At 58.2% G+C, this 15,939-nt stretch carries 16 protein-coding genes; 9 read left to right on the top strand and 7 right to left on the bottom strand.

Annotated elements, in window-relative coordinates; translation table 11 throughout:
* Positions 1–128 precede the first annotated feature (128 nt).
* A complete protein-coding gene (locus DW937_RS04240) occupies positions 129–332 on the top strand; it encodes a hypothetical protein (protein ID WP_044954007.1) in 204 nt (67 codons plus the stop codon).
* 54 nt (positions 333–386) lie between these two features.
* Here the strand turns inward: DW937_RS04240 and DW937_RS04235 are convergent, their stop codons facing one another.
* The 4 genes from DW937_RS04235 to DW937_RS04220 form a co-directional block, all read right to left on the bottom strand.
* Positions 387–860 carry a pilin gene (locus DW937_RS04235; protein ID WP_120120224.1) on the bottom strand — a complete coding sequence of 158 codons (474 nt, stop codon included), beginning with the start codon at positions 858–860 and terminating at the stop codon, positions 387–389.
* Positions 861–1,068: 208 nt separating this feature from the next.
* The gene (locus DW937_RS04230) at positions 1,069–2,619 is read right to left on the bottom strand and encodes a 4Fe-4S dicluster domain-containing protein (RefSeq protein ID WP_120080052.1); all 1,551 of its coding nucleotides are present in this window, start codon (positions 2,617–2,619) and stop codon (positions 1,069–1,071) included.
* A gap of 250 nt (positions 2,620–2,869) precedes the next feature.
* Positions 2,870–4,165: a tRNA (N(6)-L-threonylcarbamoyladenosine(37)-C(2))-methylthiotransferase MtaB gene (gene mtaB, locus DW937_RS04225; RefSeq protein WP_120120223.1), complete on the bottom strand. Its 1,296-nt coding sequence runs from the start codon at positions 4,163–4,165 to the stop codon at positions 2,870–2,872.
* A gap of 177 nt (positions 4,166–4,342) precedes the next feature.
* Positions 4,343–4,696 (bottom strand): twin-arginine translocation signal domain-containing protein, encoded by a 354-nt coding sequence (locus DW937_RS04220; protein WP_120120222.1) that lies wholly within the window; start codon positions 4,694–4,696, stop codon positions 4,343–4,345.
* A 215-nt stretch (positions 4,697–4,911) separates the two neighbouring features.
* Here DW937_RS04220 and DW937_RS04215 point away from each other — a divergent pair, with 215 nt between their 5' ends.
* The 8 genes from DW937_RS04215 (at position 4,912) to plsY (ending at position 12,500) form a co-directional block, all read left to right on the top strand.
* Positions 4,912–6,150: a D-alanyl-D-alanine carboxypeptidase family protein gene (locus tag DW937_RS04215; protein ID WP_120120221.1), complete on the top strand. Its 1,239-nt coding sequence runs from the start codon at positions 4,912–4,914 to the stop codon at positions 6,148–6,150.
* Between the two features lie 213 nt (positions 6,151–6,363).
* On the top strand, positions 6,364–7,695 hold the full coding sequence (locus tag DW937_RS04210; RefSeq protein WP_097775285.1) for a glucose-6-phosphate isomerase: 1,332 nt from the start codon (positions 6,364–6,366) through the stop codon (positions 7,693–7,695).
* Between the two features lie 63 nt (positions 7,696–7,758).
* On the top strand, positions 7,759–8,163 hold the full coding sequence (locus tag DW937_RS04205; protein WP_005944262.1) for a hypothetical protein: 405 nt from the start codon (positions 7,759–7,761) through the stop codon (positions 8,161–8,163).
* 141 nt (positions 8,164–8,304) lie between these two features.
* Positions 8,305–8,805 (top strand): YceD family protein, encoded by a 501-nt coding sequence (locus DW937_RS04200; protein WP_005944260.1) that lies wholly within the window; start codon positions 8,305–8,307, stop codon positions 8,803–8,805.
* 26 nt (positions 8,806–8,831) lie between these two features.
* Positions 8,832–9,011: a 50S ribosomal protein L32 gene (rpmF, locus tag DW937_RS04195; protein WP_005920250.1), complete on the top strand. Its 180-nt coding sequence runs from the start codon at positions 8,832–8,834 to the stop codon at positions 9,009–9,011.
* A gap of 93 nt (positions 9,012–9,104) precedes the next feature.
* Positions 9,105–10,436 (top strand): DUF512 domain-containing protein, encoded by a 1,332-nt coding sequence (locus tag DW937_RS04190; RefSeq protein WP_165852884.1) that lies wholly within the window; start codon positions 9,105–9,107, stop codon positions 10,434–10,436.
* Between the two features lie 30 nt (positions 10,437–10,466).
* Positions 10,467–11,810, top strand: a complete 1,344-nt coding sequence (gene der / locus DW937_RS04185; protein WP_005944256.1) for a ribosome biogenesis GTPase Der — start codon at positions 10,467–10,469, stop codon at positions 11,808–11,810.
* Positions 11,811–11,837: 27 nt separating this feature from the next.
* Positions 11,838–12,500: a glycerol-3-phosphate 1-O-acyltransferase PlsY gene (gene plsY, locus DW937_RS04180; protein ID WP_097776575.1), complete on the top strand. Its 663-nt coding sequence runs from the start codon at positions 11,838–11,840 to the stop codon at positions 12,498–12,500.
* A 66-nt stretch (positions 12,501–12,566) separates the two neighbouring features.
* Here the strand turns inward: plsY and DW937_RS04175 are convergent, their stop codons facing one another.
* The 3 genes from DW937_RS04175 to DW937_RS04165 all read right to left on the bottom strand — a co-directional run bounded on the left by DW937_RS04175 (position 12,567) and on the right by DW937_RS04165 (position 15,909).
* On the bottom strand, positions 12,567–13,172 hold the full coding sequence (locus DW937_RS04175; RefSeq protein WP_242959133.1) for a transporter: 606 nt from the start codon (positions 13,170–13,172) through the stop codon (positions 12,567–12,569).
* A gap of 95 nt (positions 13,173–13,267) precedes the next feature.
* Positions 13,268–14,266 carry a substrate-binding domain-containing protein gene (locus tag DW937_RS04170; protein WP_120120219.1) on the bottom strand — a complete coding sequence of 333 codons (999 nt, stop codon included), beginning with the start codon at positions 14,264–14,266 and terminating at the stop codon, positions 13,268–13,270.
* A 23-nt stretch (positions 14,267–14,289) separates the two neighbouring features.
* Positions 14,290–15,909 (bottom strand): DUF5046 domain-containing protein, encoded by a 1,620-nt coding sequence (locus DW937_RS04165; protein ID WP_120120218.1) that lies wholly within the window; start codon positions 15,907–15,909, stop codon positions 14,290–14,292.
* Between the last annotated feature and the right edge of the window lie 30 nt (positions 15,910–15,939).

Raw genomic sequence — 15,939 nt, 5'->3', positions numbered from 1 at the left:
CACCCGCCCATTAAAACATCGTAGAACAGTATACCACAAACTTCTGCATAAAAAAAGCGGATACCAGATAGTTTACAGGAAATAATAACACCGGAGACCGGATCTTTTTCACCGAAAGGAGTTTTACTATGAAACATGAATCAACCAGTTCTTCCGGAATGCTGCTTGGCATGGCCGCGGGGGCGGCACTGGGTGCCGTGGGCGTGATGGCCGCCACCCAGAACCAGCGCCAGCTGCGCCGCACCACCCGCAAGGTGATGAAGGGTGCCGAGAACGCTGTGCTGCAGCTGGACAAAATGGTTGGCGACTTTGTGGAAAAGCACATGGAGTGATAAAAGCAAAGAACGGCGTTCCGGTGAGGAACGCCGTTCTTTGCTTGAAAAAGCTTACTTGTTCCAGATGCACATGCGGGCCGTGGTGTTGATCTCGCCCAGCACGCTCAGATCCATCTGAATGTTGCAGGTAACGGTGAGTGCCTTGTTCACATCGCTGCCGGTCAGCACCGAGGCGGGCATGTTCTTGATGGTGAGCACGCCGGTGCCCTTGGCAACATCGCCGGAGATGGTGCCGGTGTAGGTCACATCACCAATGGTCAGGCCGGACAGATAGCCGGTGACACCCATTTTGCTTACCTGCTGGATGGGCAGGGTGAGCGTGTAGGTGCCGTTGGACTGGCGGGTGAGGGTGACATCACGGCTGGCATCGATGCCGGTGTTGGCCATGGATTCCTTATCGGATTTTTCTTTCCAGAATTTAATGCCTACGTTCAGGCTGGAAGCAGCGCTTGCACCAAAGGTGAACATGCACAGCAGCAGCACCGAGAGCAGGGCGGCGCTTACGCGCTTATAAATATTCGTCATGAATGATCTGCCTTTCCTGCCGCAGAGGCGGCGTTGAACAATTGCGGTAATACCAGTTTGTCAATGCTAAAATAGCATGGCTGTGCAAAATTGTCAATCCGCTTCGTGAAGCTTTCACAGAAATGTTGCACATTGATAAAATATGGTGGGCGAAGATGACGAAGAACCGCCCCTCCGGCAGGAGAAGCGGTTCTTGAAAAATCAGCGCTTAAAGTTCAAAGTCGGGGTCGTCCTTCAGAACATGGATCTCGCTCATAAAGGGGCTCTGCTCCGGGTCGGCGAAGGGAGCTTCCTTGACGTACTTGTTCAGCTGGATGGCCGTGCGTGCGGGGTCGGCAATGGTGCCTGCGCCGCCGATGCAGCCGCCCGGGCAGCCCATGCCTTCCAGCAGGTAGCCGTTGTACTTGCCGGCCTTGGCCAGCATGAGCAGCTTCTTGCACTCGGCAAGGCCCTGTGCGGATGCGATCTTGACATCCATATCCGGGTGCCATTCCTTGATCTTATCGGCAACAGCCTTGGCAACGCCGCCGGACTGTGCAAAGCCGCGGCCTGCTGCGGATGCAGCGTGCAGAGCTTCGGCCTCGTCCACTTCCAGCAGGCTGGTGTCCACATCCTTGGCCTCGATGATACCGGCCAGCTCTTCAAAGGTGAGCACGAAGTCCACATCGGAGCGGACGGTGCGGCGGGAAGCTTCCAGCTTCTTTGCGGCGCAGGGTCCAATGAAGCACATACGGGCCTCGGGGTCCTTCTGCTTCATCATGCGGGCGGTGAACACCATGGGGGTCATGGTCATGGAGATATTCTTGGCCAGATCCGGGAAAGCGGTCTTTGCCATCATGCTCCATGCCGGGCAGCAGGAAGTTGCCATGAAGCTGAGCTTCTCGGGCACTTCCTCCAGGAAGTCGTGTGCTTCGTCCACGGTGCACAGGTCGGCACCAATGGCAACCTCCACCACATCGTAGAAGCCGACGGCCTTCAGGGCGGCCTTGAGCTTGCCGGTGGAAGCCAGACCCGGGAACTGGTTGATGAAGGCGGGAGCCACCAGCGCGTAGATGCGGTCGCCGCGGTTGAAGCCCTGGATCAGCTGATAGATCTGGCCCTTGTCGGCAATGGCACCGAAGGGACAGTTGACCAGACACTGGCCGCAGGAAACGCACTTGCTGTAATCGATCTCGGCACGGCCCAGCTCATCGGAGTGGATGGCACCCATGCCGCAGGCTGCAGCGCAGGGACGCTCGGTCTTGACGATGGCGTTGTAGGGGCACACGCCGACGCAGCGGCCGCACTTGATGCACTTGTCCTGATCGATGATGGAACGGCCGCTCTCCCATGTGATGGCCTTCTTGGGGCACACTTCCATACAGGGGTGGGCAAGGCAGCCCTGACACAGGTCGGAGACCTTGACCAGCTTTTCCGGGCAGCGGTTGCAGGCAAACTTGATCACGTTCACCAGCGGGGGATCATAATACTTATCGGCGATGGAAGCATCCTCCAGACCGGAGACGACGCTGTTGTGCTCGTCCATGCGGCGGGTGGGCAGGCCCATGGCCAGACGCACACGCTCCTCAACGATGGCGCGCTCCAGGAAGATGTCCTTGCGCAGCTTGCCTTCCTCGCCGGGGATGATGGTGTAGGGGATCTTGCGCATCAGGTGGTTGGCCTGTTCACCCTTCACGTTGGCGTAAGCCATGCGTGCCACCTCGGTGAACACCTGACGGCGGATCTGGATGACCGTGGTATTGATTCCTCTGAAACTCATTCCAATTCTCTCCTTGCTTTGCTAAAAACAAACGGGCTGCACCCGGCTGCCGACAGCGTTCTGCCGCGCAGGGCGGGCGCGTTACAGGGCACATTGGTAACGCACTGCTGCAAACAGCGCTGTGCCCGGGGTGATCCACTTTCATTTTAGCATAAAGCGTGCCGGATGAAAAGGGATAAAACGCAAAATTTGTTAAAAATTTGTTGTATTCGTCCTCGTGTACAGAATCAACAGTTTTTTGCGCAGAAACTCAGCAAAGTGCTGCACGCACACGCTCGCCGTCGTACTCGCCCAAGCGTACATGCACGATCTGCCCGCTTTCGTGGCCGGGGGCGGACACCACCACCGGAATGTACAGCCGGGTGTAGCCAGTGAACAGCGTGCCGGAAAGCGGGGTCTCCAGCAGCACATCATCCTCGGTGCCAACATAGGCGGCCAGCACTTCGCGGCGTACCTCCTCAGCAATGGCGTTCATCACGCGGCTGCGCTCCTGCTTTTCCCGCTCGTGCACCTGCTCCGGAAAATCGTAGGCCGGGGTGCCGCTGCGGCGGGAGTAGGGGAACACATGTACCTTGAGAAAGCCGATTTTCTTGAGGAATTCGCAGCTCTCTTCAAAATCGGCCTGCGTCTCGCCGGGGAAGCCACAGATGCAGTCGGTGGTAAAGCTGACCGGGCGCTCCCCGTAGGCGGCGCGCAGCTGGTCCACCACCTGTGCATACTGCTCGGCAGTGTAAACGCGGCGCATCCGGCGCAGGGTGGCAGTGCAGCCGCTCTGCAGGCTCAGGTGGAACTGCGGGCAGAGCTTTTCCACAGCGGCAAGGCGGGTGATGAACTCCGGCGTGAGCATATCCGGGTCCAGACTGCCCAGACGGATGCGCTGGATGCCCTCCACCTGAGCGCAGTGCTCCACCAGCTCCACAAGGTTGGTGCCGGTGTCCAGACCATAGCTGGGCAGGGAGATGGCACTGAGCACCACCTCGCGGTAGCCGGAAGCCGCCAGCTGGCGCAGTTCGGCAAGGATGCTGGCTTCGTCGCGGCTGCGCACCGGGCCGCGGGCCCGGGGGATGACGCAGTAGGCGCACTGACGGTTGCAGCCGTCCTCTACCTTGATAAAGGCGCGGGTGTGGGTCTCGAACCGCTCCACGGGCAGCTCTTCAAACTTTTCGCCGCGCTGGTGGGGCGTGATGGCCACAATGCGCTCGTGGCCGTCCAGCAGCTTGAGAACGTTATCTAAAATGGCCTTGCGGTCGCCGTTGCCGCATACAAGGTCGGCCTCGGTGAACTGGGCGGCTTCCTCCGGGAAAGCCTGCGGGTAGCAGCCGGTAAGCACCGTGACCGCGCCGGGGTTCTCGCGCTTTTTGCGGCGCAGCCACTTGCGGCTTTTCTGGTCGCCAAAGTTGGTCACGGTGCAGCTGTTCACAATAAAAACATCCGCAGGCTCGTTCTCCTGCGCAATGGTAAAGCCGTTGGCGCGGAACATCTGTTCCAACGCGCCGGTCTCATTCAGGTTGACCTTACAGCCAAGGGTATAAAAACAAACTCGCATGAGGGGATATCCTTTCGACAAAAAACGGGGTGGTGTTTGCATTGCTCTTTATTATATATCACAGCGGCGGTGCGGCGCAAGAGCGGATACACAGCAGCAGGCACTTTTTTGCTGGAAAGCGGGCAAAACAAAAAGAGACGGGCAAACGCCCGTCTCTCGTATGGAACTTCTGGGTAATCAGGATGCAGCCTTGACGTAAACGACCAGCTTGCCCTTGTTTTCGCCCTCGGTGGCAACCTTGTAAGTGGTCTTGCCCTCGTCGGTATCAACGACCAGACCGGTGCCCTTCAGGTAGCTGCTAACAAAGCCCTTTGCGTAGTCGGTGCTGGACATGAACGGGATGTACGTGGTCTTGGTCTTGTCCTTGTTCAGGTTTTCGACCTTGGTCTTGATGCCGGCGTCAGTGCCCTCATAGATGTAAACGATGGTAACGGGCTTCAGGCTGCCGCAGCCGGTGAACATGGAAGCACTTGCAGCAGCAACGGTAGTCAGACCAGCGAGCTTCAGGAAAGAACGACGAGAAATATTCATAATAGTATCCTCCTAAAAAAATAATTCCACAAATGAAGCAATACGGCCTTTTTGGGCCATCTCCAATTTACACGATAGGGTGGGCAAAAGTCAAGCCCTTTTGTAGAAAAAGACAAAATAAAAAATGCGGGCTGCGGTGCGGGCGCAGGATATTCTAAACAAAAAGGCCCCTGCATACTCTCTCAGCAAGAGACATTGCGCAGGGAGGGACCGAAATGGAGCGGAAAAACTTGGCGCTTTTGTGTGCAGGGGTGGTGTGCTTCTGGCTGTTTGCGCTGGCCTTTGGCACGGCGCAGGGCAATGGGCTGCGGCAGCAAAACCCGGCGGTGCAGGCGGCTGCAGACCAGACCCAGCCGGTGCAGCCCGCGGCGGCACAGCCTGCCTTGGAGCTGCCCTGCCGCGCCGCCTGCCTGATCGACCAGCAGACGGGCACTATATTATATGAAAAGAACGCCGACCAGCAGATGCCCATTGCATCCATTACCAAGGTGATGACCCTGCTGCTCACCTTTGAAGCCGTGCACGACGGCCGCATTGCCATGGACACGCTGGTGCCGGTAAGTGAACACGCCTACCACATGGGCGGCAGTCAGATCTGGCTGGAGCCGGGGGAGCAGTTCACGCTGGACGAGATGATCAAAGCCATTTGTGTGTCCTCTGCCAATGATGCCGCTGTGGCTGTGGCAGAGCTGGTGGGCGGCAGCGAGCCGGGCTTTGTGCAGATGATGAACGCCCGCGCCGCAGAGCTGGGCATGGTGAACACCACCTTCCACAATGCCTGCGGGCTGGACACCGAAGGGCATCTTTCCACCGCCCACGATGTTGCCATCATGAGCCGCGAGATTTTGAACACCTGCCCGGAGGTGCTGCACTATACCGGCATCTGGACGGATACCCTGCGCGGCGGTGCCACCCAGCTGGTGAACACCAACAAGCTGCTCAAGCGCTACAACGGCATCACCGGCCTGAAAACCGGCACCACCAGCGGCGCGGGCGTGTGCATCAGCGCCAGCGCCACCCGCGACGGGCTGGACCTGATCGCCGTGGTGCTGGGGTCGCTCTCCAGCTCGGAGCGGTTCACAGCGGCCACCACCCTGCTGGACTACGGCTTTGCGGCCTACGCTGCCGTGCCGCTGCCCGCCATGGAGGACCGGCCTCTTCTTATAAAAATAAAGGGCAGTGCAGAGGAAAGCGTACCGCTGGACTACACCGCTCTGCCCGAAACGCTGCTGATGCCCAAGGAAAACGCCGCCGCCCTCACCGCGCAGCTGGATCTGCCGCAGGAGCTGGAAGCACCGGTGCAGCTGGGCCAGACCGTTGGCACGGTGCGCATCCTGAGCGGGGAGACCCAGCTGGGCGAGTACGAGGTGCGCGCCGCTGCCGATGCTGAAAAAATGGACTTTGGCACCGCATTCGGCCTGTTGTGGGACGCTTTGACTGGCTGCGAAAGCTGAATGCACGCTTCAGCGTACAAAAGCGCGCTGCGGTAAGCTGCGTGGAACTGTCTGTGTGAACAATTCTGGATGAAGAAACAAAAAAACACTATTAAAATTGTATGAAATCCAAGGATTTTGACCTTGACTTTGCCCGGAGGGAACGGTACACTTATACCAAGATATTTCCTCGCAGGGCAAGGGCCCGGCAAATCGTTTGGAGGTTATAATAAAATGAGTGTCGCACTGAACACAAAACACCTCTCCAGCTTTATCAGCGAAGAGGAATATGCAGCCATCTATCCGCAGGTGGAAGCTGCCCATAACCAGCTGGAAGCAAAGTCCGGCCCGGGCAATGATTTCCTCGGCTGGATGTATCTGCCCCGTGATTATGATAAGGAAGAGTTCGCCCGCATCAAGGAAGCCGCCGCAAAGATCCGCGAGGATTCCGATGTGCTGGTGGTGGCCGGCATTGGCGGCAGCTATCTGGGCGCACGCGCTGTCATCGAGGCCGTCAAGGGCCAGTTCCACAACGAGCTGGAAAATGGCCCCAAGATCTACTTCTGCGGCAACAGCATCAGCCCCACCTACCTGAACAACATCATCAGCCTGTGCAAGGGCAAGCGCTTCTCCATCAACGTCATTTCCAAGTCCGGCACTACCACCGAGACTTCTCTGGCATTCCGCGTGCTGCGTGAACTGCTGGAAAAGGAGATGGGCGTGGAAGAAGCCAACAAGCGCATCTACGCCACCACCGACCGTGCCAAGGGCACCCTGAAGCAGCTGGCCGACGCACAGGGCTGGCCCACCTTCGTGGTCCCCGACGACGTGGGCGGCCGCTACTCCGTGCTGAGCGCTGTGGGCCTGCTGCCCATTGCTGCTGCCGGTATCAGCATCGACGACCTGATGAAGGGCGCTGCCGATTCCATGGAGCGCTTCTCCGTTCTGAGCAAGGACAACGACGCTTACAAGTATGCTGCCATCCGCAACATCCTGTACCGCAAGGGCAAGAGCGTTGAAATTCTGGAGTGCTACGAGCCGGACTTCGCCCTGATGAACGAGTGGTACAAGCAGCTGTTCGGCGAGAGCGAGGGCAAGGACAACAAGGGCCTGTTCCCTGCAAGCTGCATCTTCTCCACCGATCTGCACTCCATGGGTCAGTTCATTCAGGAAGGCTCCCGCACCATGTTCGAGACCATCGTGGACGTGAAGAAGCCTGCACAGGATCTGTTCATCGACCCGCTGGAAGGCAATTTTGACGGCCTGAACTTCCTGGCAAACCAGAACATGAGCGTTGTCAACCGCAAGGCCATGGAGGGTACCATCCTCGCCCACACCGACGGCGGCGTGCCCGAAGTGCTGATCGAGGTGGACGACCTGACCGCTTACAATGTGGGCTACCTGATCTACTTCTTCTGGCGTGCATGTGCCTGCAGCGGTTATCTGCTCAGCGTTAATCCCTTCAACCAGCCGGGCGTTGAGAGCTATAAAAAGAATATGTTTGCTCTGCTGGGCAAGCCGGGCTACGAAGGCCTGACCGCCGAGCTGGAAGCAAAGCTGAAGTAAATAAAGAAGTAAATAAAAATGATCTCCCGCCGCAAGGCGTGGAAAATACAGGAGGACTGAACTATGATTAAACTGATTGTTGGTACCAAGGGCTCCGGCAAGACCAAGGCTATGATCGACCAGATCAATGATGCGGTCAAGACCTCCAAGGGCAACGTGGTCGTCGTTGAAAAGGGCATGAAGCTCACCTACGACATCGCTCCTGCTGCACGTCTGATCGACCTGGACGAGTACAAGATCTCCGGCGGCGAAATGCTGTACGGCTTTGTTGCCGGCCTGATGGCAAGCAACTACGATATCACCGACCTGTACATCGACGGCATCCTGAAGGTGCTGGATCACGACATCAACCGTCTGGGCGTTGTGCTGGACGAGATGGCAGCCATTGCAGGCGACAGCGTGAAGGTGACCGTTACCGTCAGCGCTGACGAGGCTGCACTGCCCCACGATGTGAAGAAGTACCTGTAATTCCGGAAAATCGGGATCTGAACCACTTTGAACAGGCAGAGAACCGGGAAATTTAAATTTTTTCGGTTTTCTGCCTGTTTTGGTGTTGACAAAGGGCTGCGTTGGCGCTATACTAACAAAGCAGCCTTTTAGAGGTGTACTATGCAATTTGACCTGAGAAAGTTTATCGCCACCGGCAGACAACCCTATCATGCAGAGTTTCAGTGTGATTTATCTGCACATGATTATGCCGGGGCAAGGATCCCGCAGCCGGTCACCGTTGTTTTTGAAGCGGAGACGGACGGCGACGAGGTCCGGATGACACTGCGGGCAAACGCATCGGTGCACGGAGAGTGCGCCCGCTGTCTGGACCCGGTCATTCGGGAGGAGACGGTCGATACGGAGTGGACGGTAAAGGAACGGGATCTGGATGACCCGGATTTTGACCTTCCGCTGGACGAAAAAGGACATCTGGATGTAGATGAATGGCTCAATCAGGAGTTTATGTTCCAGATTCCCACGGTGCTGCTTTGCAGTGCCGACTGCGCCGGGCTTTGCCCCGTGTGCGGCAAAAAGAAGGCGGAGTGCACCTGCCAGCCGGCAGAGCATGCCGAAGCTCCCGTAGACACAAGGCTCGCAATCCTTAAATCACTGCTGAACTGATAAACCCATCAAGGAGGTGCAAAAATATGGCAGTACCTAAGAGACATCTTTCCAAGGCCCGCCGCGACAAGCGTCGCAGCAATGTTTGGAAGCTGGAGGCCCCCGCACTGGTCAAGTGCAGCAACTGCGGCTCTCTGAAGCTCCCCCACCAGGCATGTGGCAACTGCGGTTACTACAAGGGCGAGGAAGTCATCAAGAAGGCCTAATTTGCGCGTAATTGGTGGCATAATGGTGTTATGTACAGAAGGGGAGGGCGCATGCCTTCCCCTTCTTGTTCTGTCTGAAAGGAGGTGGATGCGGTGGCAATGAAGATCGCACGGGTGGAACCCGGCAGCGAAGCGGAAGCGCTGGGCCTTGGCCCGGGTGACGAGCTTTTGAGCGTGGATGAGAACGAGCTGAACGACAGCCTGGACTACGATTTCTACACCGACAGCAAAAGCTTTCACCTGAAAGCAAGGGTGGCAGACGGCATCCGCGAGTGGGACGTGCAGCGCACGGAGCACGGCTCCTTTGGCTGCGATTTCCAGACCTATCTGGGCGATCAGAAACACTCCTGCTCCAACCACTGCATGTTCTGCTTCATCGACCAGCTGCCCCCCGGTATGCGCGAGAGCCTTTACTTCAAGGACGATGACGAGCGACTTTCCTTTTTGTTCGGCAACTATATCACCATGACGAACATGCAGGACCACGAGATCGACCGCATCATCAAGATGCACATTTCGCCCATCAACATTTCAGTGCACACCACGAACCCGCAGCTCCGTGTGCGGATGCTGGCCAACAAGCGCGGCGGCGAGGTGCTCAAGTATCTGCCCCGTCTGGTGGAGGGCGGCATCGCCGTCAACTGTCAGCTGGTGCTGTGCCGCGGCATCAACGACGGCGACGAGCTGCGCCGTACCCTCTCCGACCTTTTGGAGCTGACCCCTATGGTGCAGAGCATCGCTGCGGTGCCCTGCGGTGTGACGGACTACCGCGAGAAGCTGTTCAAGCAGACACCGTATGATGCAAAAACAAGTGCCGAGGTCATCGACATCATGGAAGAATTCGGCGATGAGTGCAAGCGCCGCCACGGCAAGCGCATCATTTATCCCAGTGATGAATGGTACCTCAAGGCAGGCAGGCCCATCCCGCCGGAAGAGTTCTACGAGGACTTCGACCAGCTGGAAAACGGCGTGGGCATGATGCGCCTGTATGCCTCGGAATTTCTGGCGGAGCTGGAAAAGCCCCACCGCATCTATGGCACCAAAAAGATGGACGTGGTCACAGGCGAAATGGCTTCGCCGCTCATCCACCAGATGATGGCTGAGCTGCACCGCCAGTACCCCATGGTCGAGGTGACGGTGCACACCATCAAGAACAAATTCTTCGGCGGCAATGTGGGTGTGGCCGGGCTTGTAACGGCGACCGATATCATTGCTCAGTGCGAGGGCAAGCTGACCAGCGGCACGCTGGGCGTGCCCGCCGTGATGCTGCGGGAGGAAAAAGACACCTTTCTGGACGACATCACCACCGACCAGCTGGCCCAGCGCCTTGGCGTGAAGGTGGAGGTGCTGCCGACCTCTGGCGGCGACGAAGCCCGCGCCCTGCTGCGCAGCGGCCTGCACATTGCAAGGAGAAGAAGAGCATAAAACCTTTTGTTATAGAAAGGAGGAACCCCTATGAGCAAACCGATCGTAGCAGTGGTGGGCCGCCCTAACGTGGGCAAATCCACCCTGTTCAACAAGCTGTGCGGTCAGCGCCTTGCCATTGTGGAGGACACGCCGGGCATTACCCGTGACCGCATTTTTGCCAACTGCGAGTGGAACGGCCATGACTTCCTGCTGGTGGACACCGGCGGTATTGAGCCCAAGGCTACCGAGGGCATTCTGGCCCACATGCGAGAGCAGGCCCAGATCGCCATTGACACTGCAGACTGCATCATCATGGTGGTGGACGTGCGCGACGGCCTGACCGCCGCGGACGAGGATGTGGCCCACATGCTGCGCCGCAGCCACAAGCCCATCATTCTGGCCGTGAACAAGTGCGACAAGGTGGGCGATGCCCCCATGGAGATGTACGAGTTCTACAACCTCGGCTTTGACGAGGTGATGCCCATTTCGTCCGTGCACGGCCACGGCACCGGCGACCTGCTGGACGCTGTGTGCGCCCATCTGGACTTCAGCGAGACGGTGGTGGAAGAGGACCGCATCCCGGTTGCCATCATCGGCCGCCCGAATGTGGGCAAGTCCAGCCTGACCAACCGCATTCTGGGCGAGAACCGCATGATCGTGGCAAACGAGGCGGGCACCACCCGTGATGCCATTGACACCCCGGTGGACAACGCTTACGGCAAGTTCATCTTTACCGATACCGCCGGTCTGCGCAAGCGCAGCAACATCACCGACGGTCTGGAGCGTTATATGGTAGTGCGCGCACTGGCCGCTGTGGAGCGCAGCCGCGTGGCGCTGATCCTTGTGGATGCCACCGTCGGCTTTACCGAGCAGGACAGCAAGGTGGCCGGTTATGCCCACGATCAGGGCAAGGCGTGCATCATCGTCGTCAACAAGTGGGACGCGGTGGAAGGCAAGGAGACCAACACCATGGAGCTGCAGCGCCGCGATTATGCCGAGTGCTTCAGCTTTATGGGCTATGCTCCTATCATCTTCATCTCGGCTCAGACCGGCTACAACGTGAACAAGCTCATGCAGCTGATCCGCGATGTGGACAGCCAGAACGGTGCCCGCGTGCCCACCGGCGTGCTGAACGAGATGCTGGCCCGCGCCACAGCCCGGATGCAGCCGCCCAGCGACAAGGGCCGCCGCCTGAAGATCTTCTATCTGACTCAGGCATCCACCCGCCCGCCCACGTTCGTGGCCTTTGTGAATTCGAAGCAGCTGTTCCATTTCAGCTACCAGCGGTATCTGATCAACCAGATCCGCGAGAACTTTGGTCTGGAACACACCCCCATCCGTCTGGTGATCCGCGAGCGCGGCTCCGGCGAAGTGGGCGCAAAGGACGTGTAAGCGCCCGCAAAGGAGGCATCCGTTTCTATGATGAAAGCGATCCTGATCGCCGCAGCCACCATCCTGCAGGCGTACCTGCTGGGCAGTGTGGATACCGGCATCCTCGTCAGCAAATTCGTATATCATGACGATGTGCGCAATCATGGCAGCGGTGCGGCCGGCATGACCAACATGCTGCGCACCTTTGGCAAGAAAGCTGCCGCCATGACCGCGACAGGCGATGTGCTCAAGGGCGTGCTGGCCGTGTGCATCGGCCGGTGGCTGTTCCACATGCTGCCCGCCGATACCGGCGTTTCGCCGTATCTGGGTGTCTATCTGGCCGCTATCTTTGCAGTGCTGGGCCATCTGTACCCGCTGTACTTCGGGTTCAAAGGCGGCAAGGGCGTGCTGGTGGCAGCTGGTGCCATTCTGGCCATCCAGCCGGTGCTGCTGCCGTTTCTGGCCATTATCTTTCTGGTGTGCCTGATCCCCACCGGCATGGTGTCGCTGGGCAGCGTGGCCATGGCAGCACTCTACCCGGTGCTGACCATCATTTACGGTTCCCTGCAGGGCTATGCCGCCGGTGATATGCTGGTGTGCGCCATTGGCTCCGGCTTTATGTCCGGCATGGTGATCTATATGCACCGCGCCAATATCCAGCGCATCCGCGAGGGCAAAGAGTACCGCTTCGGAAAGCACAATAAAAAATAAAAGCATTATAAAATGCCCCGCAGCCTGCTGGTTTTCCGGCAGTGCTGCGGGGCATATTTGTTTATGTTATTTTGGTTCCGGGGCGGCCTGCTCAAAATCGTACTCGTCAAAAGTCTCTTCTTCGGAAGGAATGGCCTCGGCCGCCTCGGCCTTGGCGCGGTCTTTCAGACGGGAGATAAACTCCTCTGCCGGGATGCCGCTCTGCTTTGGAGAAAGATCCGGTGCCGGATGGCCGTCCGGCAGGTGGGCACCAAAGGCTGGCACAAAGAAGAACTTGCGCACAATAAAGATCAGGGCGATGGCTCCCACGCTGAGCAGGTTTTCCAGTGCGGAGTCGTGGCCCACTACCAGATGGCGGGCAATGGCATACAGCAAAACCTCCAGACTGCTGCCGGGGCTGTGCTTGGCCAGCATTTTGATGAACTCAATGCCGATCACGATATCAAGGCTGCGTTCCAGAAAGCTGCGGATCTCCACCTCGTTGCCGTAGAACAAAAGGCCTGGCATCCATTTGATGAGAGGCACGGCGCTGAACAGCAGACCAATGAGTACAAGGCCGGACAGCAGGATCTCCAGCAGGCTGGATGCCTGAATGATGCGGTTGCGCAGCTGGGTGCGCCAGTGGCTTTCCACATGGTTTACGGTAGAAGAGTGCTCTGCAGGGTGTTCCATACAATGGTCTTCCTTTCGGTAAACTGCTGCAAAACTTTTGACAGAAGTTTTTCTTTATTGTAGCAGAAACGCAGAAAGGTGTCAATTCAGCAGGATCAATCCACCGTGGTTCCTGTGGCGGGTGCCACCGCTACATAGCCGGATTTTTTGATGCAGTCCTGTCCGGCGGCGGTATCCAGCCAGTCGTAAAGCTGGCGTTCCGGGCTGTCGGCGGCAGCGTCCGCATGGAGAACGGCATAGAACTCGTTGCACAGCGGGTAGCTTTCGCTGGCGATGGTGTCGTTGGAAGGGGTCACGCCGTCCACGGCCAGCAGACGCAGGCCGGGCTGGGAGTACATCTGGTCGATGTAGTAGTAGACCGAGAAGCCGATGGCATTGGCGCTGTTGTTGTAGGCGGCGATGCTGTCCACCAGCTCACCCATGGCAGCGGGAGCCAGCTCGGTGGGCGGGTCCATCAGTTCGCCGCCCTGAATGAGCAGCTTGCGGAACAGGGTCTGGCTACCGGAGTCTTCGCCCCGCTGGAAGGGCACGATGGCAAGATCCTCGCCGCCCACTTCCTTCCAGTTGGTGATCTTACCGGCATAGATGTCCTTCAGCTGCTGCCGGGTCAGGCTCTTGACCGGATTGTTCTCGTTCACGATGAACACCAGTGCGTCCCGGCCAATGGGTTTCTGTTCCAGCTGGGCGTTTGCTTCTTTCAGCTCTTCCTTTACGTAGTCCGGCGCTTCGTAGACCACCAGCATCCTGGCAGTGTATTCCTCATCCGGGTACAGGCCGAAGTTTTCCCACGCATAGGCCGTGGTGCTGACCGAAATGCCGCTCTGGGCTACTTCCAGATCGATGCCGGTGGTATCGGCCATCATCTGGGCCATCAGCGGGATGCAGGCAGTGCTGCCATCCAGCTTGGGAAAATCTTCCACGGTAAACAGCCCGATGGGTTCAAGCTCGCTCACGGAAGAGGCGGGGGCTTCCGGCAAGGTGGAAGCGCTGCTGGCGGGGGTGTCATCCCCCTTGCAGGCAGTGAGAATGCCTGCGGCAGAGCAGGCGGCAAGGCCAAGCAGAAAGCTGCGGCGGGAAATTTTAGCATTTTTCATAAGGCGTTCCTCCAAAGTATGGCTCAGTAGCCCATTTCATCGTCGGCGTTTATGGAAGAGAAGATGCTTTGGCAGTAAAGCCATTTGCCGTTCGTATCCATCCAGCCGTAGTAAAAGCCGCGTTTTGCAACGAACACGTGTTCTGGCAGCTGGTTCAGGCTGTTGTCGTAGTAGCTGTAGCAGCTGCCAAGGCCATAGAACACAATGTTGCCGTTTTCATCCAGCACGTCACACATTGAGCCGTTGCTGCTGGGCGCATTGGCGTTGCCACAGTACAGCGGCCTGCCCTCCGGTGTGGTGATGAGATAGTTCAGGGCATAATACTTGTCCTGCAGATGGGTCAGGTCGGAGACAAGGCCCTCGGGGCCGTACACGCGGGTGGCGGTGGTCTCAAAGTTATCGTTATCCCGCAGCTCCAGCCAGACGTAGCCGTCACCCTTGTTATCCATCATCACGCTTTGCTGGCCCTCCACTGGCTCCACGGTGGTATCAGTGATCAAATCGCCGGTTTCGGTGTCGAACACCTTCAACCGTCCGTCCTCATAGTAAAGGGCGATGGTGTCGCTCATGACGCTGGAAGCGTACAGCGGTGTCACCTCACCGGTAACAAGGTCGTGCAGATCATAGCCGAAGCCGCCGCTCGTGCGCCATGTGACCACATAGCCCGGGAAATAATAGCTGGGCTGGTCGTCGAAGGTGCCAATAAGGGTGCGGTCCACGGTGGTGAGATCCCGCAGCTCGTAGCGGCCATCGCTGGTCTCGCAGCAGGCGGTGTCGCTGCCGCATACCTGTCGGAAGCCGGTAAAGCTTTCGCCGGTGGCGGGGTTATAGAGCGTTTCGTCCGTTGGCTCGCCGCTGGCGTGGCAGGTGTCCAGCTCTACCCAGTCGTTCAGAACGTCCGGTGCATAGGAAAGGCTTATGGCAGTAGTGGCATCTGCGCCGTAAGTCTGTGTACCGTCCTTCGTCTGTATAATGACCCAGCTGTGCAGGGCGGGTTCATCGTCCCATGCGTCCTCGGCAAGGTCTGCTGGGCGGGCATAGCAGGTGAACACCAGCCTGTCCCCGCACACGATGCAGCGGTATGCGCCATCCGGCACCGGCAGGCTCTCGCCGGTGGAAAGGTCGATCACCTGACAGGTGCCGTAATCGTCGTAGCCGTTTTCGTAGCTGCCGTTTACGGCGTGGGCTTCCTGCAGCACCAGCAGACCGTTCTGCATGGAGGCGTTCTGCTCCCCTTCAAAAGTCATGACTTCATTGCCGTTTTTGTCAAACAGTCCGCTGCGCCGTCCGCAATAAGCGTCCGGGTCGGCCCAGGTGCGGAACCAGTAGTTGGTCTCACCGGTCACGATGTCCTGCAAAAGGTTCACGTTCTCGCTGCGGAAGGACTGGTACAGCACCTTGCTGCCGCACAGAACGGTGCAGGCACTGCCGGAATTGTCGTAACCGTAAAGAATCCGCAGCTTTCCGTCGTCCAGCCGGGAGCTGTCGTAAAGCGGATCCCCATGTGCATCGGTGGGCACTGAGGAAGCAGGAGCAGCAGGCTTGCCGGAAGCGGGCGGCAGTACGCTGCAGCTGCAGCCAAGGGTAAGGCACAGGGCAGCGCATACAGCAGCGCTGCCTATGCGGCAAACGTTACGCTTCATAAAGATCACTCCTTACAGTATGGAAAGGAA

Origin of the sequence: Faecalibacterium sp. AM43-5AT (genome assembly GCF_003603345.1) — a bacterium.
In the GTDB taxonomy this organism is placed as follows: domain Bacteria; phylum Bacillota; class Clostridia; order Oscillospirales; family Ruminococcaceae; genus Faecalibacterium; species Faecalibacterium taiwanense.
Note: the sequence above shows the minus strand (reverse complement) of the source record. Positions and strands in the feature narration are given on the sequence as shown.